20 protein-coding genes are annotated in these 20,824 nt (G+C 69.1%); 2 read left to right on the top strand and 18 right to left on the bottom strand.

What is annotated here, in order from left to right; all coding sequences use genetic code 11:
- Positions 1 to 12 precede the first annotated feature (12 nt).
- Together ABZX12_RS22855 and ABZX12_RS22850 are read right to left on the bottom strand one after the other, a co-directional pair.
- On the bottom strand, positions 13 to 1,206 hold the full coding sequence (locus ABZX12_RS22855) for a neutral zinc metallopeptidase (protein ID WP_355696036.1): 1,194 nt from the start codon (positions 1,204 to 1,206) through the stop codon (positions 13 to 15).
- Between the two features lie 169 nt (positions 1,207 to 1,375).
- Positions 1,376 to 2,167, bottom strand: coding sequence for a class I SAM-dependent methyltransferase (locus ABZX12_RS22850; protein WP_355696034.1), 792 nt, complete (start codon positions 2,165 to 2,167; stop codon positions 1,376 to 1,378).
- Between the two features lie 64 nt (positions 2,168 to 2,231).
- Between ABZX12_RS22850 and ABZX12_RS22845 the strand changes: the two genes are divergently transcribed.
- Both ABZX12_RS22845 and ABZX12_RS22840 read left to right on the top strand, forming a co-directional pair.
- Entirely contained in the window at positions 2,232 to 2,960 is a 729-nt protein-coding gene (locus tag ABZX12_RS22845; RefSeq protein ID WP_355696033.1) for a methyltransferase domain-containing protein, read from the top strand.
- A gap of 21 nt (positions 2,961 to 2,981) precedes the next feature.
- Complete coding sequence (locus ABZX12_RS22840; protein ID WP_355696031.1) at positions 2,982 to 3,404, top strand: hypothetical protein; 423 nt, start codon at positions 2,982 to 2,984, stop codon at positions 3,402 to 3,404.
- A 9-nt stretch (positions 3,405 to 3,413) separates the two neighbouring features.
- On the opposite strand, the gene ABZX12_RS22835 is transcribed toward ABZX12_RS22840, so the two are convergent.
- From ABZX12_RS22835 to ABZX12_RS22760, 16 genes are all read right to left on the bottom strand, one after another.
- Positions 3,414 to 3,905, bottom strand: coding sequence for a class E sortase (locus ABZX12_RS22835; protein ID WP_355696030.1), 492 nt, complete (start codon positions 3,903 to 3,905; stop codon positions 3,414 to 3,416).
- 353 nt (positions 3,906 to 4,258) lie between these two features.
- A complete protein-coding gene (locus tag ABZX12_RS22830) occupies positions 4,259 to 4,795 on the bottom strand; it encodes an MOSC domain-containing protein (protein WP_355696029.1) in 537 nt (178 codons plus the stop codon).
- 3 nt (positions 4,796 to 4,798) lie between these two features.
- Positions 4,799 to 5,548 (bottom strand): aminoglycoside 3'-phosphotransferase, encoded by a 750-nt coding sequence (locus ABZX12_RS22825; RefSeq protein WP_355696028.1) that lies wholly within the window; start codon positions 5,546 to 5,548, stop codon positions 4,799 to 4,801.
- Positions 5,529 to 6,998 (bottom strand): arylsulfatase, encoded by a 1,470-nt coding sequence (locus ABZX12_RS22820; protein WP_355696026.1) that lies wholly within the window; start codon positions 6,996 to 6,998, stop codon positions 5,529 to 5,531. Before ABZX12_RS22820 ends, ABZX12_RS22825 begins: the two co-directional genes overlap by 20 nt.
- On the bottom strand, positions 6,995 to 7,987 hold the full coding sequence (locus ABZX12_RS22815) for a LacI family DNA-binding transcriptional regulator (RefSeq protein WP_355696024.1): 993 nt from the start codon (positions 7,985 to 7,987) through the stop codon (positions 6,995 to 6,997). The genes ABZX12_RS22820 and ABZX12_RS22815 overlap by 4 nt, the downstream gene beginning before the upstream one ends.
- Before the next feature lie 17 nt (positions 7,988 to 8,004).
- On the bottom strand, positions 8,005 to 8,880 hold the full coding sequence (locus tag ABZX12_RS22810) for a carbohydrate ABC transporter permease (RefSeq protein WP_355474079.1): 876 nt from the start codon (positions 8,878 to 8,880) through the stop codon (positions 8,005 to 8,007).
- A complete protein-coding gene (locus ABZX12_RS22805; RefSeq protein WP_355696022.1) occupies positions 8,877 to 9,836 on the bottom strand; it encodes an ABC transporter permease subunit in 960 nt (319 codons plus the stop codon). The genes ABZX12_RS22810 and ABZX12_RS22805 overlap by 4 nt, the downstream gene beginning before the upstream one ends.
- Positions 9,837 to 9,839: 3 nt before the next feature.
- Positions 9,840 to 11,462 carry a sugar ABC transporter substrate-binding protein gene (locus tag ABZX12_RS22800; protein ID WP_355696020.1) on the bottom strand — a complete coding sequence of 541 codons (1,623 nt, stop codon included), beginning with the start codon at positions 11,460 to 11,462 and terminating at the stop codon, positions 9,840 to 9,842.
- A 169-nt stretch (positions 11,463 to 11,631) separates the two neighbouring features.
- Positions 11,632 to 12,471 carry a hypothetical protein gene (locus tag ABZX12_RS22795; RefSeq protein WP_355696019.1) on the bottom strand — a complete coding sequence of 280 codons (840 nt, stop codon included), beginning with the start codon at positions 12,469 to 12,471 and terminating at the stop codon, positions 11,632 to 11,634.
- A 202-nt stretch (positions 12,472 to 12,673) separates the two neighbouring features.
- Complete coding sequence (locus ABZX12_RS22790; protein ID WP_355696018.1) at positions 12,674 to 15,214, bottom strand: adenylate/guanylate cyclase domain-containing protein; 2,541 nt, start codon at positions 15,212 to 15,214, stop codon at positions 12,674 to 12,676.
- Between the two features lie 38 nt (positions 15,215 to 15,252).
- Complete coding sequence (locus ABZX12_RS22785; protein ID WP_355696016.1) at positions 15,253 to 16,251, bottom strand: LacI family DNA-binding transcriptional regulator; 999 nt, start codon at positions 16,249 to 16,251, stop codon at positions 15,253 to 15,255.
- Between the two features lie 13 nt (positions 16,252 to 16,264).
- Positions 16,265 to 17,083 (bottom strand): carbohydrate ABC transporter permease, encoded by an 819-nt coding sequence (locus ABZX12_RS22780; RefSeq protein ID WP_355696014.1) that lies wholly within the window; start codon positions 17,081 to 17,083, stop codon positions 16,265 to 16,267.
- A complete protein-coding gene (locus tag ABZX12_RS22775; protein ID WP_355696013.1) occupies positions 17,080 to 17,976 on the bottom strand; it encodes a sugar ABC transporter permease in 897 nt (298 codons plus the stop codon). The genes ABZX12_RS22780 and ABZX12_RS22775 overlap by 4 nt, the downstream gene beginning before the upstream one ends.
- Complete coding sequence (locus ABZX12_RS22770) at positions 17,973 to 18,392, bottom strand: hypothetical protein (RefSeq protein WP_355696011.1); 420 nt, start codon at positions 18,390 to 18,392, stop codon at positions 17,973 to 17,975. The genes ABZX12_RS22775 and ABZX12_RS22770 overlap by 4 nt, the downstream gene beginning before the upstream one ends.
- 12 nt (positions 18,393 to 18,404) lie before the next feature.
- Positions 18,405 to 19,232, bottom strand: coding sequence for an extracellular solute-binding protein (locus ABZX12_RS22765; RefSeq protein ID WP_355696009.1), 828 nt, complete (start codon positions 19,230 to 19,232; stop codon positions 18,405 to 18,407).
- On the bottom strand, positions 19,219 to 20,697 hold the full coding sequence (locus tag ABZX12_RS22760; protein WP_355696007.1) for a sulfatase-like hydrolase/transferase: 1,479 nt from the start codon (positions 20,695 to 20,697) through the stop codon (positions 19,219 to 19,221). Before ABZX12_RS22760 ends, ABZX12_RS22765 begins: the two co-directional genes overlap by 14 nt.
- Positions 20,698 to 20,824 lie beyond the last annotated feature (127 nt).

The raw sequence follows: 20,824 nt of genomic DNA, 5'->3' as shown, positions 1-20,824 counted from the left end.
CTCCCATCTGGCTCAGCTGACCTTGGCTGATGCTGCGACGAAAGTGTTGCAGGCTCCCGGGCTGGTTGTCGCGAAGCCCTGGTTCATCCACAGCGCGAGACTCTTGCTGGAGCCGTGGTCGCGGACCTTGTCCTTGGTGTGTTCGTCGCCGCGCCGCTGGATCAGGCCGGTCCGCTGGCGCAGCAGTTCCCCGCGCAACGGGAAGCTCGCCTTGGCCGCCCCGAAGAACACGGCGCCGAAGCAGTACGCCTGCAGCGCGGAGCGCCGCTGCACCTCGAGCTGGGCGTTCTTGTTCGCCGCGGTGTCGGCGAGGTTGTCGGCGGCGTCGGCCATCCCGGTCAGGTTCTGCACGTGGACGCCGTACACGAAGCCGAAGGACTGCGCCATTTCCGCGCGCACCTCGGCCTTGTTCTTCGGGTAGTCCTCGACGATGTTCTGCCACGGCATCGTCACGCTGCCGCCGTGCTCGTCCTGGCAGTAGAGCGCGAGCTCGTGCTGTACGCCGCAAGCGGTTTCGTCTCCGTCGTCGAAGACGATCAGGTTCGGCGAACGGAACCCGAAGCCGGCCTTCTCGACCACCGGCTGCCAGGCCTTGTCCAGACACGCGGTCAGCGCCTGGTAGTACGAGCGGACGTTCTCCTTCGACGTCGGCCGGAACGCCGGTTCCGGGCATTTCGCCACCGCCAGCCGCCCGACCGAGTAGATCGCGTTCTTGCCGACGACGTCGGCGTCCGGGGTCCCCTTGCCGACCGGTTGCTGGGTCGTCGTCGTGCCGCCGCTCGGCTTCGGTGACGGCGTACCGATCGGGTTCACGCTGAAGTCGCTCGACGAGAGCACCTTCACCGCGAAGGTCGCGCCGCCGCCGAGGAGCAGCAGCGCCGCCACGACGACGAGGGCGATCAGGCCCTTGGACCGCTTCTTCGGGACGAACGGGATCGGCTCGGGGTGGAACACCTCGCGGTACGCGGCGGCCGCGCGGTCGTCGGCCGGCGGCGGCCCGAGGCGGCTGCCGGAAAGCGTCGTACGGCGGGAGTCGATCCGGGAGCCGGTCAACTGCGGCGGGGTCGGCGGCGCCTCGCCTCCGAGGCGCGGCGTGGGCGCCGCCAACGGAGCAGCGCCGCCCGCCGTACGAGCATCGGCCGTGCCCTGCTCACCCTCGCCACCCGGCAGGAAATGCCCAGGCTTGGGCGCCGGCTTGTCCGCCATAAGTTTCTGCTTCTCCCCAGTCACCGGACAGCGCCGGTCCCACCCGATCATCGAACGGGCCGGAACACCCCCAGTGCCGGCCGCCGGCTGATATTACGGCCTGGACCGCCATCCGGAGAACCGGATTGCAGCTATTGACACCGTTCCGCGACCGTTCCACGCACCGTGTTCAGTCGGCTACGCGACCGTGCGCCAGGAAGTGCGGGCTGCCGGCCTGGAGTCTGGGGTCGGACTCGACCTGCCGGGCCAGAAGTGCGGCAGAGGGGAGCAGGCTGTCGACGATGTCGGGCGCGGCGTTCTGGAGGATGTTGGCGGCGGGGCCTTCCACGCCCAGGACCTCGACGTCGGCGAGGCCGGCCGCGATCAGTTCGGCGCCGAGCGCGTCGGCGTGGTGGAAATAGGCGACCGTGAAGCCGTAGGAGCCGTCGATGCTGCCGGAATGGAAAGCGTCCAGGAAAAGGGGCAGATTCTCGTCGGTGAGCGTTCCGTTGCTGCCGGCCTCCAGCAGACCGCCGAACCGGTTGATCGCCGCCGCGACCACCACCCCGCCGGGCCTCGTCACCCGGACCGCCTCGGCCAGCGCCTGAGCACGGTCGGCAGCGTCCACCAAGTGGTAGAGCGGCCCGAGCAGCAGCGTCACGTCCACGCTCGCGTCCGCCTGCCGCAGCGCCCGCGCATCGCCGACCTCGGCAGCGAAGGTGCCGATCGCCGCCGCCTGCTCCACGTGCTCCTCCACCGGATCCACGAGCGTCACCTGATGCCCGTCCGCCGCGAGCCAGCGCGCGTGGACGCCGGTCGCGCCACCGACGTCCAGTACGGCGGCCGCGGGCGGCAGCCAGCGGCGCAGCAGCTCCTGGGTGCGCAAGTACTCGAGCCGGCCGTGGCCGGGGACGACCAGCCGGTCGTTCTCGAGGTACCGGTCCCGATAGAAGGAACGAATCGCCGGATCGAGTTCAGTCATCCACCCACTGTGCGGGACGAAAATTGCCGGGCACACCCCGTTTTGCCGCCGCTACCCTGTGCCGGTGACAGATCTGAAACACGACGCCTACCCGCGCTCCAGCACGTACGACGCCGAGTGGCTGCTGGCCAGGGACATGGGCCCGAATCCCCTGTGGCTGCTGGAGGATCTCGCCCGCGACCTCGACCTGCGCCCCGGCCAGCGCGTGCTCGACCTCGGCTCCGGCAAGGGCGCCACCGCAGTCTTCCTCGCCAAGGAGTACGGCGTCCAGGTCTGGGCCGCCGACCTGTGGATCGACCCGACGGACGCCGCCGCGCACATCGATCGCGACGACGTCGTGACGCTGAAGGCCGAGGCCCACGCGCTGCCGTTCGCGCAGGGATTCTTCGACGCGATCGTCTGCATCGACGCGTACGAGTACTTCGGCACCGCGGACAACTACCTGCCCTACATCACGAGCTTCCTCAAACCCGGGGGGCAGTTCGGCATCGCGACACCCGCGATGCGGCAGGAGGTCCGCGAGCTCGGCCACATCCCGGCGCACATCAAGAAGGCGGTGGGTTGGGAGGCGCTCGCCTGGCACACGGCCGACTGGTGGCGGTTCCAGTGGGAGATCACGGAGCTCGTCGACGTCACCGCGGCGCGGCTGCAGGACAACGGCTGGGCCGACTGGATCCGCTGGTCGCGCGCGGTTTCGGAGTTCCGCGGCGAGGACAAGAGCACCCTCGAGATGCTCGAGGCCGACAACGGCCAATACCTGACCTTCGCCGTCCTCGCCGCCCGCAAACGCTGACCCGCCTGGCATGCTGGGGGCATGAGCTGGGCTGTCTATGCGATGCGCGGACCAGGAGGCGTACGGCGCCTCGACGATCTACCGGTCGACTACGAGCCGCCGGCGGTGGGTCTGGTGACCGATGTGGTGGCCACCGTCCGGGAAGTGGTGCCGGACGTGGACACCAGCAAGCCGTCCTGGCTGGCGCTGCGAAGTCCGGAGTACGACGTCGAGATGACGATCGGCAAGGGCGTCGAGGTCCGGGACATCACCTTCTACCTGAACGACGGCCCGCGCTCGATCCCGATCGTGATGGAGATCAGCCGGCGCCTCGGCGTCACGCCGTACGACACCGAGTCCGGCGATTTCCTCACCGAGGAGTCCCGGCCGCCGGTCCCGCCGCCGATGACGCCGGACGAGATCAAGATGAACAAGCCGAAGTGGTGGAAGTTCGGCCGGAAGTAGGTCCGGGATTCAGGACCGGGTGGCGACCAGGGTGCCGATCTTGTTGATCCGGTGCTCGGGGTTGCCGATTTCGTCGTGCCAGTAGTTGCCGGCCGCGTGGTCCTCCGGGGTCGCGCAGGTGGAGATGGTGATCATGGCCCGGGTCGGCGTGGCTCCGGGGTCTCCCGGGACGGCGGCGTTCTGCTGTGCCTTCTCGGCGGGTTCGCGGAACGAGATTGTCATCGTCCGGTTGATGACGTAGTCGTACACGGTGCCGCCCGCGGTGATCAGGACGTGGTCGCCGTTACGGAGGTCCGGGGCGTGTTCGAGGGGCCGGTTATGGCTCACGCGGTGGCCGGTGACGATGAAGTTCCCGATCTCACCCGGGCCGACGCCGCCCGCCCGGCCGCGTGGGCTGGCGGCGAATCCGCGGTCCTGGATGCGGGTGCCGGGGCGGTCGTCCGCAGTCCCGGTGTAGGCGACCACCCGCAGGTTGCGCACACCGATGGCCGGAATCGACATCGACACCGGCCCTGCTGCCGTCGGCCTCGCAGGCGTCGGTGTGCGGGTCGGCGAGGGGGGCGCGGAACTGGACGCCGCCGGGCTCGACGGGGTGGCGGCGGTTGGCGGGGCGGAGCTGGTGGACGGCAGGGGTGACTCGCCGGACGGAGCGACATCACTGCATCCGGCCAGCGCCAGCACCACGACCAGAGCGCCCGCCAGCCTCACCCCTCGACAGTAAACACAAGAGCCGAAAACTGCCCGAAAGGGCAGCAGCTCGACAGGTAGTGCACCCACGAGACGCTGTACGCGCGGACCAGATCACGCTCAGCTGCACTACCCGCCCGCCCGAAACCTCCTGTCAAGCGGTCCGCTCAGTCCAGCAAGAGCAGCTCAGCCGGGCCGAGCCGGAGGGTGCCGGAGGTGAGCGGCGTCGAACGGATGCCGCCGCGGCCGCGCAGGGCCTTTATGGCGCCGGGGGCGAGGACTGTGTCCATCCAGGCGCACGGGTTGGCCGGGCGGTTGGCCTGGAAGGTGACCGGCCCGTCGCCCGAGTCCAGCGTGAACCGGCGTCCGTCGACGCGGGTACCGTCGGCGGTCCGGCGTGCGGCGAGTTCGTCGATCGGGAAGCCGCGCAGGACGATGTTGCGCCGGGTGAGCCGCGGATCGAGCGGCGCGGGCAGACCGAGCTTCTCGACCACCTCGTCCAGCGCGGCGGCGTCGATCAGCGTGACGGCGGCGTTCTTGTGGATCGACTGGGCGTAGTACCGGTCGCCGACGATCCCCAGGCCGGCGCGGAGCTCGATCGACGTCCGGTCGGTCGGTTCAGGGTCGGGGCGCGGCCCGTCCTGCGGGCGCCCTTCGTAGGCGTGCCGGCTGGAGACCACCAGTGCGATGACGTCGACTCTCATGGTTCAGCCCCAGGTGAGCGGGTCGAGGAGACGGAAGAAGTACAGGCGGCGCGGGTCCGGATCCGGGACGCCGTACGCCTCGAGGAACGGCGCGGGATCGGCCGACCACTCGTCGTGGAGCTGGATCGTGGCGAGCGCGAGGTCGGCGTACCGGTCGGAGACGCCGAGCCGGCCGAGGTCGATCAGCCCGGTGACCGCCAGGGTGTCAGGGTCGAAGAACACGTTCGGCAGGCAGGCGTCGCCGTGGCAGACGACCGGCTCCAGGACACTCTCGACATAAGGGCGCTCGGCAACAACCTGCGCCAGCAGTTCGGCAGGATCCAGCCGGCGCCACTCGTCGGTGAGGAACTGCGGATTCACCGCACCCCGCCGTACGACGTCGGCCGCGGTCGCGATCACCTGCTCCAGCGGACGCTCGAACGGGCAGTCCTTCAGCGCATGCAGGTCGCGCAGCGCCGCCCCCAGACTCCGCATCGCGCGCTCGTGAGTGCCGGGCGGCAGCGTGTCAGCAGGCACGCCGGGAACGGCCGACGTCGTCAGGCACGCACCGTCGGGCGAGGCCGTCCAATCGACGACCGTCGCCCCCGGGAAGCCTGTCCCCGCGAGCCACTCGACGCGGTCGCGCTCGGCGGTCAGTTCCGCGATCCGATCGGGTCCGCAGCACTTGGCGAACACGTCGCCGCGCCGGTAGACCGACAGACCGGACTCGCCGACGTCGACCGGTGTCCAGTCGTCAGCCGATGGCGTGAGCAATTCTCTCCCTCGTGTGCTGGAGGATCGCCGTCACCGGCCGCCCGGCGATCAGATTGCCGTCGGCAACGAAACCTTCCTCGCGGCCGGTCAGATCCTGGATCAACCGCTCGCGCCACAGGTCCCGGAGCTCGGGCTGCGTCTTCGCCAGGTTCCGCAGCTCACCGGGATCCTCGACCAGGTCGAACAGCTGCTCCACACCCCGCTCGGACCCCCAGACGTACTTGGTCCTCCCGTCCGTCACCCACTGGATCGACTGGCCGAAATGCAGGTGCTCGCCGTGCAGCCACTCGCGCACCGGCACCGACTCCCCGCGCAGGAACGGTGCCAGCGACACCCCGTCGACCGACGACGGGATCGGTACGCCGGCCAGGTCGAGCAACGTCGGCATCACGTCGCGCAACTCGACCACCTGGTCCACCACCCCACCGCGCACGGAACCAGCCGAAGCGCGATCCGCGACGATGAACGGCACCCGCGCCGACCCCTCGTAGGGCACCGACTTCCGGAACATCCGATGGTCGCCCATCATCTCGCCGTGGTCGGACGTGAACGCGAAGATCGTGTCGTCGGACACCCCGAAGTCGACCAGCGCCTCGCGGATCCGGTTGATCTGCAGGTCGATCTGCGCCATCAGGCCGTAGTACCCGGCCCGGGCGCGGTGCACGACCCGGTCCGGCAGGTCCCCGATCGATGCCTGGTAGTCCCCGTCCGTGCGGAACTCGTCCCAGTCGCCTTCCCAGTCCCCCAGCTCCCGCTCGTACGGCGGGAGCGCGTTGTACTGGTCGAACGCCCACGCCGGCGGGTCGTACGGCGGGTGTGGCCGATGGAACGACAGGTACAGGAAGAACGGCCGCGACGGATCCCGCCGGTACAGCCACTCGATCGTCTGGGTGCCGACCCAGTGCGTCGGGTGCAGCTCCTCCGCCTTGTCCCACGGCCGCGCGACCACCGAGTTGCAGTTCACCCCGTGATCGAAGTACTCCGCGTCCGGCGGCACCCCGGGCTGCCGCCGCAGCCAGGGCACGTAGTCGTCGAAGAACCCGAACTGCTGCCGATGCGTACGCCGGGCGTGGTGCAGGAACCCGTCGTGCAGAACCACGTCGTCGAACCCGAGCCGCGCCCGCTCCGGCCAGACGTGCATCTTCCCGATCGCCTGCGTGTGGTACCCCGCGCGGCGGAACTCGCCCTGCACCGTCACCGGATGCGCGGCGTCGAACGGCACGCCGTCGGTGTACCCGACCCGCCCGTGCCGCTCCTGCGACTGCCCGGTGAACAACGCCACTCTGGCCGGCACGCACGTCGGCGTCGCGGAGTACCCGCGGCTGAACCGCACCCCGGTGCGCGCCAGTTCGTCCAGGTGCGGCGTCTCGACGTACGGGTGGCCGGCGCACGACAGCGCGTCCCCGCGCCACTCGTCGACACAGATCAGGACGACGTTGGGTCGACTCAAGAAGACTCCCGAACGATGAGTTGCCAGGGGAAATCGAACACCTCGCCGGGCGCGCCCTCGCGGTCCGTCAGCCGCCCGACGATGATCTTGGCCAGCGCCTCGTTGAAGTCGACCGGCCCGACGGTCGACAGCGACGGGTCGAGATGCTCGCCCTCGGGCGTGTTGCCGACGCCGACGATCGCCAGCTCCCGCGGTACGTCGATCCGCAGCCGGTGCGCCGCCCGGACGGCGGCGATCGCGGCGAAGTCGGTCGTGCAGTAGATCGCCGTCGGCCGGTCCGGCTTGGTGAGCAGCGCCATCGCGGCCCGGTACGCGCCCTCGGGATGCTGCTCGAAGATCTCGATGTCCTCGTCGCGGATCGGCTGACCGGCCGCGCGCAGGGTGTTCAGGTACGCGTCGAAGCGCGCGAAACCGGTGGTCCGCGACGTGAGCGCACCGACTCGGTCGTGATGCTCCAGCAGGTGCTCGACCGCGAGATGGCAGCGCGGCTCGGCGCCGGACCGGATCACGTCGAAGCCCTCCGGCTCCAGGGTTTCGCTGAACACGACGATCTGCACGCCCTGCGCCGCGAACGCGGCCAGCTCCGCGATCTGCTCCGGGTCCGGCGCGATGCTGTCGATGAAGATGACGTCGGGCGTCCGGTTCGACAGCACGGTGCGCCAGTCCCCGTCGGCGACGATCAGCGCGGTCTTGCCGAGCGGGGTCACCGCCGTACTGACGGTGGCCGCGACCGCCTGCGACCACGGGTCCGCGAGCACGTTCAGCGACAGCAGAACCAGGTCCGACTTGCCGGTCCGGATCGCGCGGGCCGCGTCGTTGCGCCGGTAGCCCAGGCGCGACGCGGCCTCCCGGACCCGGTCGGCGGTCGAGTCCTTGATCGTGTGGCTGCGGTGCCGTCCGGACAGCACGTAGGACACGGTCGCGACCGAGACACCGGCCTCTTTCGCGACCATCCGCAGCGTCGGCCGCTCAGCCAAAGGTGAGGACATATGTCGATTCTTGCAGATCAGCCCTTGACCGCACCGGTGATGACGCCCTTGGTGAAGTGCCGCTGGAGGAACGGGTACACCATGGCGATCGGGACCAGCGCGACCACCACCACGGCCATCTGCAGCGACTGGGGCTGCGGCGGCGGATGCACGCCGAGCTGGTCGGCCGACAACGACTTGCCCTGCAGGACGTAGGTCCGCAGGATCACCTGGACCGGCCACTTCGAGGTGTCGTTCAGGTACAGCAACGCGTTGAAGAACGCGTTCCAGAACCCGACCGCGTAGAACAGCCCGACGACCGCGATCACCGCCTTCGACAGCGGCATCACGATCCGGCGCAGGATGGTGAAGTCGCTCGCGCCGTCGATCCGCGCGCTCTCCAGCAGCTCACCCGGCACATTCATGAAGAAGGTGCGCAGGACAACGAAGTTGAAGGCGCCGAGCGCGCCCGGCAGGATCAGCGACCAGAGGCTGTCGAGCAGCCCGAGCTGCTTCACCACCAGGAACATCGGGATGATGCCCGGCGCGAACAGCAAGGTGAACAGCACCATCAGCAGCACCGGCCGGCCGAACAGCACCGGCCTCGACGTGGCGTACGCCAGCGCGATCGTGACGGCCAGCGCAATCGCCGTACCGACCAGCGTCACGAAGACGCTGACCAGGATCGCCCGTCCCATCAGGCCGCCGCTGAACAGCGTCTGGTACGCCTTGAACGTCGGGTGCGACGGCCACAGCACGTACCCGCCCGCGTCGATGATGTCCTTGTCGCTGGCCAGCGACGTCGAGATCACGACCAGGATCGGGATCACGATGACGAGCGCGAAGCCGCCCAGTACGACGGCCTTGATCGCCTGGTACGCCGGAGAAGGGTTCTCCTTCCACACCGGTCTCATGAAACGCCTCGTTTCTGGAAGATGCCGGGCTCACCCAGGCGGTGGGCCAGCGCGTTCGCGCCCCACAGCAGGAGGGCTCCGACGACGCCCTTGGCCAATCCGGCCGCGGCACCGCTGCTCCAGTCCCCGCCGACCACGCCCGCGTAGTACGTGAACGTGTCCAGTACTTCGGCAGCACCCGGTCCGACCGAGTCGCGTTGCAGGATGAACTGCTCGAAGCCGACGCTGAGGATGTCGCCGATCCGCAGGATGAGCAGCAGCACGATGACGGTGCGCAGCGACGGCAGCGTGATGTGCCACAGCCGCCGCCAGCGCCCGGCGCCGTCCGCCGCGGCGGCCTCGTACAGCGACACGTCGACCGTGGTGAGCGCCGCGAGGAAGATGATCATCGCCCAGCCGGCGTCCTTCCAGATCAGCTGCGCGACCACCAGCAGCGGGAAGGTGTCCGGATTCGTCATGAACGGGATCGGGTCCAGGCCGGCCTGCCGGAGCAGGTTGTTGACGAACCCGGCGCCGCCGAGCGACTGCTGGAACAGCGTCACGACCAGCACCCAGGACAGGAAGTGCGGCAGGTAGGCGATGGTCTGGAACCAGCGCCGAAAACGGTTGCTGACCAGCGAGTCGACGATCAGCGCCAGCCCGATCGGCACCGGGAAGAACAGCAGCAGCTGGACGCCGGCCAGTAACAGCGTGTTCCGCAGCGCGTCCCAGAAGTCCGGGTTGTCGTACAGGTTGAGGAAGTTCTGCAGGCCGTTCCACTCACTGTGCATGATGCCGAGGTACGGCTGGAAATCCTGGAACGCGACCACGTTGCCGAGCACCGGCAGGTAGAAGAACACCAGCAGGAACAGCACGCCGGGGATCATCAGCAGCACCATCTGCCAGTCCCGGCGCCATTTCGCCTTCAGCGGCAGGCCGTTGGCGACCTGCCGCTTCGAGGAGTTCGGCTTCAGCATCGATCAGGACCCGGTGACCGGCACGGTGGACGGGAGCACGGCCGCGAACTCGTCGCGCATCTTGTCACCGCCGCCGGACTTCCAGCGCTTGAGCGCCTCGTCGTACGCGTCGATCTTCTGCCGGCCGGTGACGATGTCCACGATCGTGTCCCGGAACGCCGCGGTCAGCTTCGGACCGACCTTGCTGCTGGTGTCGGAGTACGTACCCGCGGTCGGGTTCCGCATCGCGAACTTCAGCAACTGCTGCTCGGTCGCGTAGATCTTCTTGGTATCGTCGGGGTACGCCGGGTTGAAGATCACGCTCTCCGGCGAGTTCATGATCTGCAGCGCACTGACCAGACCGGGCGCCTGCTGCTGGCCGGCCTTCGTCAGCACCGGGTTCTGCTGCGCGTCCAGCTGGTACTGCTGCCCCTCGACGCCGAAGTTCTTGACCAGGTACTCCTTGGTGCCGAACGGCGCGGAGAGGTAGTCCATCAGCGCGAGCAGCTCGCGAATCCGGCCCTCGTCGGTCTTCTTGAACGGCGTGAACCCGACCGTGCCGTAGCCCATGTCGTAGATCGGCTTGGCCTTGCCGTCGTGGCCGAACGGGATCATCGTGTCCACGAACAGCGACGGGTCCAGCGCCCGGAAGTCGGCGGTGGCGCGCGGGCCGACCACGACCTGCGCGGCGATCTGGCCGTTCACGGTCTTCGGCGTGGCGTCGGCCAGGTTCAGGTCCGGGTAGAACACCTTCGCGGCCCAGAGCTTGGCGGCGTACTCGACGGCGGCCTTGTAGTTGTCGGTCTCGTACAGGTGGGTCAGCGACCGGTCCTGGTTCACCCGCCAGCCGTTCGGGGCGCCGAACCACTCGCCGAACATGTGCAGCATGTTGATGATCGCCGGCTCGAGCGCGTAGTTCGTGCCGTTGGTCAACTCCTTGCACTTGGCGAAGAACTCGTCCGCGGTCGCGCACTGCAGGCCGCCGACCTTCGCCCAGGTCTTCGGGTTGCCCATCATCACCTGGCCGAACGGCGTCGACGGGATCGGGGCGCCCCAGATCTTCCCGTTCACCACCGCGGTCCGCCAGGAGGCCGGCTTCAGCGCGGCCAGGTTCGGGTACTCCAGCACGGCGTCCCCGGACAGGTACTTGGTCAGGTCCTGGAACTTCGCCTCGAGCATCGGGCCGATGTTCGGGATGCCCTGGTTCGGCGGCAGCCACATCAGGTCCGGCAGCGAGTCGCTGGCGAGCAGCGTCGCGAACTTCTCCGGGTAGCCCGGGTCGGTGCCGATGGTCAGCCGGAGCTCACCGCCGAGTGCGGAGTTCAGCGCCTGCCACATCGGGTTGCTGCCCATCGGCGGCGGAGGCGTCGCGAACGTCTCGGTCAGCGCAGTGACCGGGCCCTTCAGCGGCGGCGCCTTCACGCTCGCGACCGCGTCCGCCGGGAACTTCAGGAACCCGGGCTCGAGGCCGGACTCCGCGCCCGGCAGCTCCGGGTGCAGCCCCTCGAACGGCTTGTACGTCGGCAGCTTGAGCTCGCCCGACGCCTTCGCACCACCGTTCGACGCACCGCCGTCACCACAGGCCGCGAGCGAAGAGGTGGCAATCGCCGCACCGGTCACCTGCAAGAACCGTCGCCGACTGATCATAGTTGCTCCAAGTTTCGAAGAAGTGCTCACTAACACTCACTTAAACGTTAACCCGGACCGTAAACCTCACCCGCCCCTGGATGCAAGACGTGGGCAGCAAAAGAGCCGGCGGCCGCGGGGACTCGAGAACCCGCGGCCGCCGGCCGTCGTAGAAGACCTCAGTGCGTCGTCAGCAGCGCACGACCAGCCCGGTCAGCGCGCTGCAGCTCTTCGTGGCCTTGTCGTTCGTCGCCACCGGGTCGTTCGGCGAACTCGCCGTGCGCTGCGCCGTCGCGGTCAGCGTGCCGGCCGTGAGCATCCCGGTGTTCACCGTCAGCGTCCGGGTCACGGTCTCACCGCTCGCCAGCGTGGCGAAGTCGCAGTTCGCCGACCGGGTGGTCCCGACCCGCGTGCAGGTGCTCGCGTAGTACGCCGTCGCGGCCGGCGCCGTGGCGACCACCCGAACCCCGGTCGCCGGGTTCGGCCCGTTGTTCTTCACCGTGATCGTGTACGTGATCCGCGCCGTCGTCACCATCTTCACCGACGCACTCAGCGCGACGGCGATGTCGGCCGCCTTCGGCACGATCGTGATCGTCGGGCCCGACAGGATCTCGTACCCGTAGTTGTCCGCGAACAACTGGTTCCGCAGGATGAACGGATCCAGCTTCGTGTCGTCCCGCACCCGCAGCGTCCACACCACGGTCCGGGTCTCGTGCGCGCCGACGTCACCGAACGAGGCCCGGACGTGCGTCCCCTCGGCGGTGAAGCAGTTCGCACCGGTGCAGCTGACCAGCTCGATCCAGTCGGTCAGCGTCTGGTCCTTGGCGTACAGCGCGGCCTTGGCGCCTTCGAGCGTGAAGTCGCCCTTGTTGTACACGGTCTGCGTGACCGTGAACGTGTCCCCCGGACTCAATGTGGTCGCACTGACCTCCACCGCGCTGGTCGGCGGATCCTCGGCCGAGGCCGCGAGCGGCGCGGTCAGCGACGCTCCGAGAATCCCCACGATCAGCGCAGCACGAATCAACTTCAAGGCATGCACAACTTGCCCCCCTTGTTCCCCATGATCACCCCAGCTGCCCCCACAGCCCGCCGACGGCGGTGCAAGCAGTATGTAGTCGGCACTGTCCGTGGTCAACCATTCGGCGGCCGTCGCGGGTTCGGTGCGGGTTCGGTGCGGGTTCGGTGCGGCTTCGATGCGGGTACGGTGCGGGTTCGTTGCGGCGGGCAAGGTCCTAGAGCGACACGCGGCCCAGGAGTTCCTCGACGCGTTCGGTCCGGCCGGTGCGGCGGTGCCGCTCCCAGTCCTCGCGGGTCAGCGTGTCGCCGACGAGTTCGAGGGCCTCCGCGAGCTCCTCCTCCCGGTACGGATTCGGGATCTCCAGCCGCTCGCCCATCGCCTCCTCGGCGCCGAACAGCTGCGCGGCGCGGACCGGATCGCCGCGGCGGATCAGAAGATTCATCACGGTGTTCGAGAACGCCATCGTGAGCGTCGGGCTGCCGAGCGCCGTCACGGTGGGAATCAGGCCACGGGCCAGCTCGCCGGCCTCGTCGAGACGGCCGGCGAGGGTCAGCAGGTAGGCCAGGTTCTGCCCCACCACGGCGAGCTCGTGCACGTCCCCCTGCGACTCGGTGATCCGCAGCGACTCGCGGAGCAGCTCCTCCGCGCGCTCGAAGTTGCCGAGGTCCTCCTCGATCCCGCCCAGGTGGTTGAGCACCCGGGCCAACCGCCACTCGTCGTCCAAGGAGCGGAGCCGGTCCACGGCCTCGGTCAGCGTCGCCCGCGCCGCGCGTGCGTTCCCTCGCTGGCCCTGCATCGAGCCGAGCACGGTCATTCCGTACGCGATGCCGGCCGGATCGCCGAGGTTTCGGGCCATCTCGACGCTGCGGGCCGCCACCTCTTCGGCGTGCTCCGCCTCCCCCTGGATGAGCAGGACGTTGCTGAGTCCCCGCAGACAGGCGGCCAGCTCCGGCGAGGACGTCGTACCGGCGGCGGCGACGACCTGCTCGTGCCAGGCGCGGCTCTCGGCCAGGTAGCCGCCGACGGTCCAGACCCAGGCCAGGGCCGAACAGAGCCGGAGAGCGGTCCGTACGTCGTGGCGGGTCGCCCAGCTCAGGGCGGTACGGAAGTTGTCGAGGTCGATCTCGGCCCGATCGAGCGGCAGGTCGGACGTGGTCCTCTTGGTGTTCTCGAGGGTCTCGGCAAGGTCGGCGTAGTAGGCGGCGTGGAGACCGCGGACGGCGGCATCCTCGTCCGTGGCTCGCAGCTCGTCGGCGGCGTACTGGCGGACGGTCTCCAGCATCCGCACCCGGGTCCCGTCCGGTCCGTCGTACACCGTGATCAGGTTGGTGTCGTGCAACTCGGCGACGGCGTCGAGCAGGTCGAGGCCAGTGGCAACTTTCTCGACCGCGGTCAGGTCGGCGCCGCCGGAGAAGACGGCCAGGCGGCGGAACGTCCGGCGGTGTTCCGGCCCGAGCAGCTCGTACGACCAGGCGATCGTCTCGCGTAACGTCCGCTGCCGTTGCGGCGTCGCCGCACTCGTGGACTCCATGTCGAGCGACTGGTCGACCCGCGCGAGCAACTCCTTGACGCTGAGCAGCCGCACCCGCGGTGCGCACAGCTCGATCGCCAGCGGGAGACAATCGAGCCGGCGGCAGATCGCGACCACATCGGCGGTGTTCTCGGCGGTCAGCGTGAACGCGGGCCGAACGGCCTGCGCGCGTTGCACGAACAGCTGTACGGCGGCCGAGTCCGGGCCGGCCGCGATCGGCAGCGGCAGCACCGGATGCTGGTGCTCGCCGGTGAGGCCCAGCGCTCGTCGGGAGGTGGCGATCAGTTGTACGTGCGGCGCGCCCTCGATGATCTCGGCGACGACCTTGCCGGCGTCCGGCAACTGCTCGAGGTTGTCGAGGACGAGCAGCAGGGTGCGCTGGGCCAGGTACGCAACGACCCGGCCGCGGTCGCGCGGCGGGATGTCGAGGACCTCGGCGATCGTCGTCCACAGCACGGGCGCGGACGTGACGGCCGCGAGCGGGACGAAGTACACACCGCCCGGGAACCTGGTGGTCAGCCCCGCGGCCGCGCCGATCGCCAGCCGGGTCTTGCCCGCTCCGCCCGGTCCGGTCAGCGTGACGAGCCGTACGTCGGGCCGCCCGAGCAGCTCGCCGATGCGTTCGAGATCCGGTGCGCGCCCGAGCAACGGGGTCGCCGGCGACGGCAGGCTCGTCGACGTACCGAGGGTGCGCGGCGGCGGGAACTCGGGCTGCAGACCGTCGACGGTGACCTGGAACAGGTGCTCGGGCTCCGGGATGTCCTTCAGGTGATGGGTGCCGAGATCGCGCAGCGTGACGCCCTCGGGCAGTTGGGTCAGCTGACCGGTGACCGCCGACACCACGATCTGCCCGCCGTGGGCGGCCGCCCCGATCCGCGCGGCGAGATGGACGTCCATCCCCCAGTAGTCACCGTCGTACACGCCGGGCGTACCGGTGTGGATGCCCATCCGCACCCGCAGGCTCTCGTTGCCCGGCCACACGTGCCCGGCGAGCTGTCGCTGCCCGTCGGCCGCGGCCCGGACCGCGTCCCCGGCGGTCCCGAACACGACGAAGAAGCTGTCGCCCTCGGTCCCTATCTCGGTTCCGCCGTACGCCGTCCACACGGCGCGCAGGATCCGCCGGTGATCCTCCAGCGCGTCCAGGTACCGGTCGCCCAGCCGGCGCAGCAGCAGCGTCGACCCTTCGATGTCCGAGAACAGCATGGCCACCATGCCCCCACCCATGCGGCCAGTCTCGGATGCGCGCGGGCGATGCGCCAGGGTCAACCGATACCGGTGGTGCTCTCGCGGACGACGAGACTGAAGGGCGCCTGCAGGCGGACGGGGGCGGCGCCGGGGCGCTGGTCCTTCAGCGCCTGCAACGCCAGCCGCGCGATCGCGACCCGGTCGGGCGCGACGGTGGTCAGGGTCGGCAGCGTCGCGAGGTCGTACGGAATGTCGTCGAATCCGACCACCGCGACGTCCTGCGGCACCCGCAGACCGCGCAGCACGAGGGCCCGGATCGCGCCCATCGCCAGCCAGTCGGTGGCCGCGAAGACCGCGTCCGGCGGCGCGTGTCCCGAGTCGAGCCACTCGCCGAGGGTGCGCTCGGCGTCCTGGCCGCGCAGGCCTCCGGTCGGCAGCACGATGTCCTCGTCGACCGGCAGCCCGGCGGCGGTCAGCGCGTCGCGGTAGCCGTTGATCCGCTCGTCGTCCATCCGCGGTCCCGGCGCGAGCGCCATCACCTGCCGGCGGCCGAGCTCGAGCAGGTGCTCGGTCGCCACCTTGCCGGCCTCGCGGTTGTCGATGCCGACGTGGTCCGCTTGGTGCTCGACGCCGGCCTTCTCGCCGAGCAGGACGAGCGGCAGCGCCGGGTCGCGGCCCCGCACGTCCTCCGCCGTCAGTCCGAGCGGACTCATCACGATCCCGTCGAGGCGGGCCGGGTGCCGTTCGGTGAGCAGGGCGAGCTCGGCCTCGCGGCGGCCGCCGGTCTGGTGGAACTGGACGATCCAGCCGAACGACTCCGCCTCGTCGAGCATCCGGGCCGCGAGCGAGGCGAAGTACGGACGGTCGAGCTGCGGTACGGCGAGCGCGATCACGCCGCTGCGGCCCTGGGCCAGGTTGCGGGCCGCGATGTTCGGCCGGTACCCGAGCTTCTCGATCGCCGCCAGCACCCGTTGCCGGGTCTCCTCGCGGACGTGCTCGGCGCCGTTGACGACGTTCGACACCGTCTTCATCGACACACCGGCCGCCTCGGCGACGTCGGTCAGGCGCGGCCTCATAGCTGGCAGGATCTCATTTGAGGCCGGTGTGGGCCATTCCGGCCAGGATCCGCCGCTGGAAGATCACGAACACCACGACCACCGGGACCAGCGTGACGACGCTCATCGCGAACAGTGCTCCCCATTCCGAGCTGCCGGTGGCGTCCAGGAACCCGCGCAACGCGACCGGCACCGTCAGCCGGGTCCTGGTCGACAGGTAGATCAGCTGGCTGAAGAAGTTGTTCCAGGTCCAGATGAAGGAGAAGATCGCCGTCGTCACCAGCGCCGGCGACAGCAGCGGCAGGATGATCCGCCGGTAGATGCCCCACGCGCCGCAGCCGTCGATCCGGGCCGCGTCGTCGAGCTCGACCGGGATCGAGCGGATGAACTGCACCATCAGGAACACGAAGAACGCGTCGGTGGCCAGGAAACTCGGCACGATCATCGGCCAGAACGTGTCGATCCAGTTGAGGTTCCGGAAAATCGAGTACTGCGCGATCAGCGTGACGTGACCGGGCAGCATGATCGTCGCCAGCATCAGCCCGAACAACGTTTTCCGGCCCACGAACGAGAGCCGCGCGAACGCGTACGCGGTCAGCGAGCAGGTCAGCACGTTGCCGATCACGACCGCCGCGCAGATGATCAGCGAGTTCATCAGGTAGATGCCGAAGCTGGAACCGGTCGACGACCAGCCGAGAGCGTAGTTCCCGAGCGTCGGGCGCTCGGGAATCAGCCCGGCGTGCTCGAAGATTTCGGTGTTCGGCCGCAGCGAGGCGCTGATCATCCAGAGCAGCGGGTAGAGCATCACCAGTGCCCCCGCCGCCAGCCCGGTGTGGGCCAGGATGCGTTTCATCGGCGTGCCCCTTCGTCTCCGTAGAACACCCAGGTGCGGCCCAGGACGAAGTTCAGCCCGGTGAAGACCGCGATGATCAGCAGCAGCACCCAGGCCATCGCGGCGGCGTACCCCATCCGGAAGTTTCCGAACGCCTGCTGGTAGAGGTACAGCGTGTAGAACAGCGTCGAGTCCGACGGGCCGCCCTTGCCGCCGCTGATCACGAACGCCGGTGTGAACGCCTGGAACGCGCCGATGATCTGCAGCACCAGGTTGAAGAACACCACCGGCGACAACAGCGGCAGCGTCACCCGCCAAAATCGTTGCCATCGGCCCGCACCGTCGACCTCGGCGGCCTCGAGCACCTCGTCGGGGATCTGCCGCAGACCGGCGAGGAAGATCACCATCGGGGCGCCGAACTGCCAGACCCGCAGCACGATCAGGGTCCACAGCGCCGTACCGGGCTCGGAGATCCAGCCGCGGCCGTGGATGCCGAAGACGCCGAGGACGTCGTTGAGCAGGCCGTCGCTGCCGAAGATCTGCTGCCACAGCAGGGCGATCGCGACGCTGCCCCCGAGCAGGCTCGGCACGTAGTACAGCGCTCGATAGACGGCCAGGCCCTTGAGTCCTCGATTGAGCAGTACGGCGACCGCGAGCGCGAACGCCATCTCGAGCGGGACCGAGACGCCGACGTAGATGAACGTGACCTTGAGCGATTGCAGGTACCGCGAGTCCTGGAACAGGGCCGTGTAGTTGTGCAGCCCGGTCCACTCGGGGGTGTTGAGCAGCGCGTAGTCGGTGAACGAGTAGTAGAGCGACAGCAGCATCGGGCCGATCGTCAGTCCGAGCAGCCCGATCAGCCAGGGCAGCAGGAACAGGTACGCCGGAACGCTCTGCCGGAGCCGGGCGATCACTGCCCGAGGGTCTTTCCGGCCAGGTCGACGAACTCCTGCGCGCCGGCCGCCGGCGTGGTCTTTCCGAAGCCGATGTTCTCCGCGATCCGGCCGAAACCGGTCAGCAACTCGCCGTACCCCTTGGGCCACGGCTTCGGCGACGGACCGACCTTGCCCTCCAGGCCCTCGACGTAGGTGATCGCCCGGGCACCGGCCGACCCGGCATCCGCGGACACCAGATCACGCGCCTTCTTCGACGGCGGGACGCCGAGCAGGATGCCGATCGCTTTGATCGCCTTCTCGTCGTTGAGCAGGAACCCGATCAGTTTCGCGGCGTCCTCGGGGTGCTTGCTCGCGGCCGAGACGCACCACAGGTCGAGGCCCTTGACGAACTGGCCGGACAGGTCGCCGGCCTTGGCCTGCGGGACCGGGAGCACGCTCAGCGGTCCTTACACCAGCGGCTGGTAGAAGGTGACCTGCTGGACCCAGCCGAACTGGAGCGGCGCCTTGCCCTTGGCCACCAGCGACTTCTCGATCGCGGTCGTCTCCGCGCTGATGTTCTGCGGCGGGGCGGCCTTCGCGTCCCGCAGTCCGGCCCAGTACTGGAACCATTCCTGGACGGTTTCCTTGCTGGTGGCAAGCTTTCCGCCGTCGTCGGAAAACAGTTCCGTGCCGTGCTGGCGCGCGTACACCTCGAACAGCTGGAAGTTTCCGGCCTGGTCGGTGGAGCCGTAGGAGCCCTGGATCGATCCGCTGTAGTCCCGGGCGAACTCGGCGAACGCGTCCCAGGTCCAGCCCTGGGCCGGGACCGTGCCGCCGGCGCGCTTGACGGCGGCCTCGTCGACGTACATCGCGTAACTGATCGAGCTCTGCCCGACGCCGTAATTCTTGCCGTCGGCGACACCGCTGCTCGCCACGTCCTTGTCGAGCCCCGTCGTGTCGATCCCCAGCGACCCGAGGTCCTTGAGCGCGCTGCGGCCCGCGTAGTCGCTGAAGTAGCTCATCGACATCCGCAGGACGTCGGGTGCGTTGTTGCCGGACGTCTGCGTGGCGAGCTTGTCCCAGTAGTCGTCGAACGGCGCGCTCTCCGCGGCGTACTCCGCGCCGCCGCTGGACTTCCAGGCCTCGAGGGCCTTGTTCAGGGCCTTGGTGACCGGGTCTGGGCCGTACCAGGAAACGCGCATCGGGCCGGATTTCCCCGAGCAGCCGGGGAGTGTGATCGCGGCGGCGGTGGCGGCGCCGAGGCCCAGCAGGGTGCGGCGGTTAAACGTGTTCATCGTGGATCTCCTTGGGTGCCCAGCGCCAGTTGTGGGGCAGGCGGAGCGAGGTGTAGTTGCCGTGCGGGAGGTCGTCGGTCAGCCGTGCCTGCCAGCGGGCGAGCTGGTGCAGGAGGCCGGCGCGAACGGCCAGGTGTGCGTCGTCGTCGAAGAGGTTGGTGAGCTCGGCCGGGTCGGTGTGCAGGTCGTAGAGCTCGCCTTCGAGATCGGCGTGCACGATGAGCTTCCACTGCCCGCTGCGGATCATCCGGGCGGCACCGGACTGCGTGACGGTGTTGAGCTCGTCGAAGGTCGGGCCGTCGTAGCTGAAGTGCAGCGGCGGCCGGGCGGCCACGTCGTACGCGCGGCCGCCGAAGCCCTGCTCGGCGACGATGCTCCGGAATTCTGTTTCCGGCGCCGCCTTGCCATGCGCGAGCGGGAGCAGGCTGCGGCCCTGGACGCCGTCGGGGATGGGTCGGCCGACGGCTTCGCAGACGGTGGGCAGGACGTCGACGATCGACACCGGTTCGTCGCGTCGCTGCACCTCGACACCGTCGCCGGTGACGATCAGCGGGATCCGCATCAGGAACTCCGACAGGCCGGCGCCCTTGCGTTGCAGTCCGTACTCGCCGACGTAGTCGCCGTGGTCGGCGAGCACGATGGTCAGTCGTGGTCGTTTCCGTCGGGTTTCGAGACCCTCGTGCAGGCGGCGGATCTGGTCGTCGAGCAGGCGGAGCATGCCGAGGTAGTTGGCGGTGTAGCGACGCCAGTTGTCGTCGTAACCGGGTCGTTTGTCTTCCTGGAGTCTGCGCAGCCAGGCGTAGCTGCCGCCCTTGAGCTCGGAGGCCTCCGGACCCGTCGTGCGGTCCGGGACGTCCTCGGGTTTCACCAGGTCGAAGTAGGGTCGCGGGACCTGGTACGGGTTGTGGGGCTCGGGGTAGGAGACCCAGAACAGACCCGGCCGGTCCGGGTCCGCGTCCTGCACCGCTTGCAGCGCGTCGGTGGTGATCCGGTACGGCAGCTGCGTTTCCAGGGCATGCGGTGTCGGCTCGTCGGCGACCCCGTGGTCGAGGCGCTCGAGCCAGTCGTCGAAAGCGTGTTCCGCCGCGTTCCGTTCCGGTCCTTGGGTGTGGAAGTACGGTCCGGCGAAGGTGTCGAAGTCCTGCGCGCCGCGGGGCATGTGCGGTTTGCCCGCGAAGTGCAGCTGGTAGTCCGCGGTCCGCAGGACGTCGAGCAGGTCCTGGTCGTAGCGGGCGTACTGCGCGTTGCTGTTCTGCCGCACCTGGTGGACGCTCGGGAACCGCCCGGTGAGCAGGCTGGTCCGCGCCGGAACACAGGCCGGCGCGGCCGTGTACGCGTTCCGGAAATCCGTTCCGCGCTCCGCCAGGCCGTCGACGAACGGCATCGTGTCCACCGGATACCCGCTGCGCCGCGTCAGCCCCACCCGCTGCTGATCGGTCATCACGATGACGATGTCGGGACGCATCGGCCTGCTTTCTCTCGGCGGATTTACAGCGCTGTACTACAGCGCTGTAAACCATGCAGCAGACGGCCGCGCCACGTCAAGGGGTGGCCTTGGCGCCCGGTAATCTCCCGGTCGCGCCGAGCCGTCC

It is taken from the genome of Kribbella sp. NPDC003505 (assembly GCF_040610875.1).
Classification (GTDB): Bacteria; Actinomycetota; Actinomycetes; order Propionibacteriales; family Kribbellaceae; genus Kribbella.
Note: the sequence above shows the minus strand (reverse complement) of the source record. Positions and strands in the feature narration are given on the sequence as shown.

Bases quoted from the DNA above. Each gene is read 5' to 3' on its own strand.
- ABZX12_RS22815 (WP_355696024.1), bottom strand. From the start codon at position 7,987: ATGTCCTCACCTTTGGCTGAGCGGCCGACGCTGCGGATGGTCGCGAAA.
- ABZX12_RS22790 (WP_355696018.1), bottom strand. From the start codon at position 15,214: ATGGGTGGGGGCATGGTGGCCATGCTGTTCTCGGACATCGAAGGGTCG.
- ABZX12_RS22850 (WP_355696034.1), bottom strand. From the start codon at position 2,167: ATGACTGAACTCGATCCGGCGATTCGTTCCTTCTATCGGGACCGGTAC.
- ABZX12_RS22835 (WP_355696030.1), bottom strand. From the start codon at position 3,905: ATGTCGATTCCGGCCATCGGTGTGCGCAACCTGCGGGTGGTCGCCTAC.
- ABZX12_RS22800 (WP_355696020.1), bottom strand. From the start codon at position 11,462: ATGATCAGTCGGCGACGGTTCTTGCAGGTGACCGGTGCGGCGATTGCC.
- ABZX12_RS22840 (WP_355696031.1), top strand. From the start codon at position 2,982: ATGAGCTGGGCTGTCTATGCGATGCGCGGACCAGGAGGCGTACGGCGC.
- ABZX12_RS22785 (WP_355696016.1), bottom strand. From the start codon at position 16,251: ATGAGGCCGCGCCTGACCGACGTCGCCGAGGCGGCCGGTGTGTCGATG.
- ABZX12_RS22765 (WP_355696009.1), bottom strand. From the start codon at position 19,232: ATGAACACGTTTAACCGCCGCACCCTGCTGGGCCTCGGCGCCGCCACC.
- ABZX12_RS22780 (WP_355696014.1), bottom strand. From the start codon at position 17,083: ATGAAACGCATCCTGGCCCACACCGGGCTGGCGGCGGGGGCACTGGTG.
- ABZX12_RS22805 (WP_355696022.1), bottom strand. From the start codon at position 9,836: ATGCTGAAGCCGAACTCCTCGAAGCGGCAGGTCGCCAACGGCCTGCCG.
- ABZX12_RS22830 (WP_355696029.1), bottom strand. From the start codon at position 4,795: ATGAGAGTCGACGTCATCGCACTGGTGGTCTCCAGCCGGCACGCCTAC.
- ABZX12_RS22760 (WP_355696007.1), bottom strand. From the start codon at position 20,697: ATGCGTCCCGACATCGTCATCGTGATGACCGATCAGCAGCGGGTGGGG.
- ABZX12_RS22855 (WP_355696036.1), bottom strand. From the start codon at position 1,206: ATGGCGGACAAGCCGGCGCCCAAGCCTGGGCATTTCCTGCCGGGTGGC.
- ABZX12_RS22810 (WP_355474079.1), bottom strand. From the start codon at position 8,880: ATGAGACCGGTGTGGAAGGAGAACCCTTCTCCGGCGTACCAGGCGATC.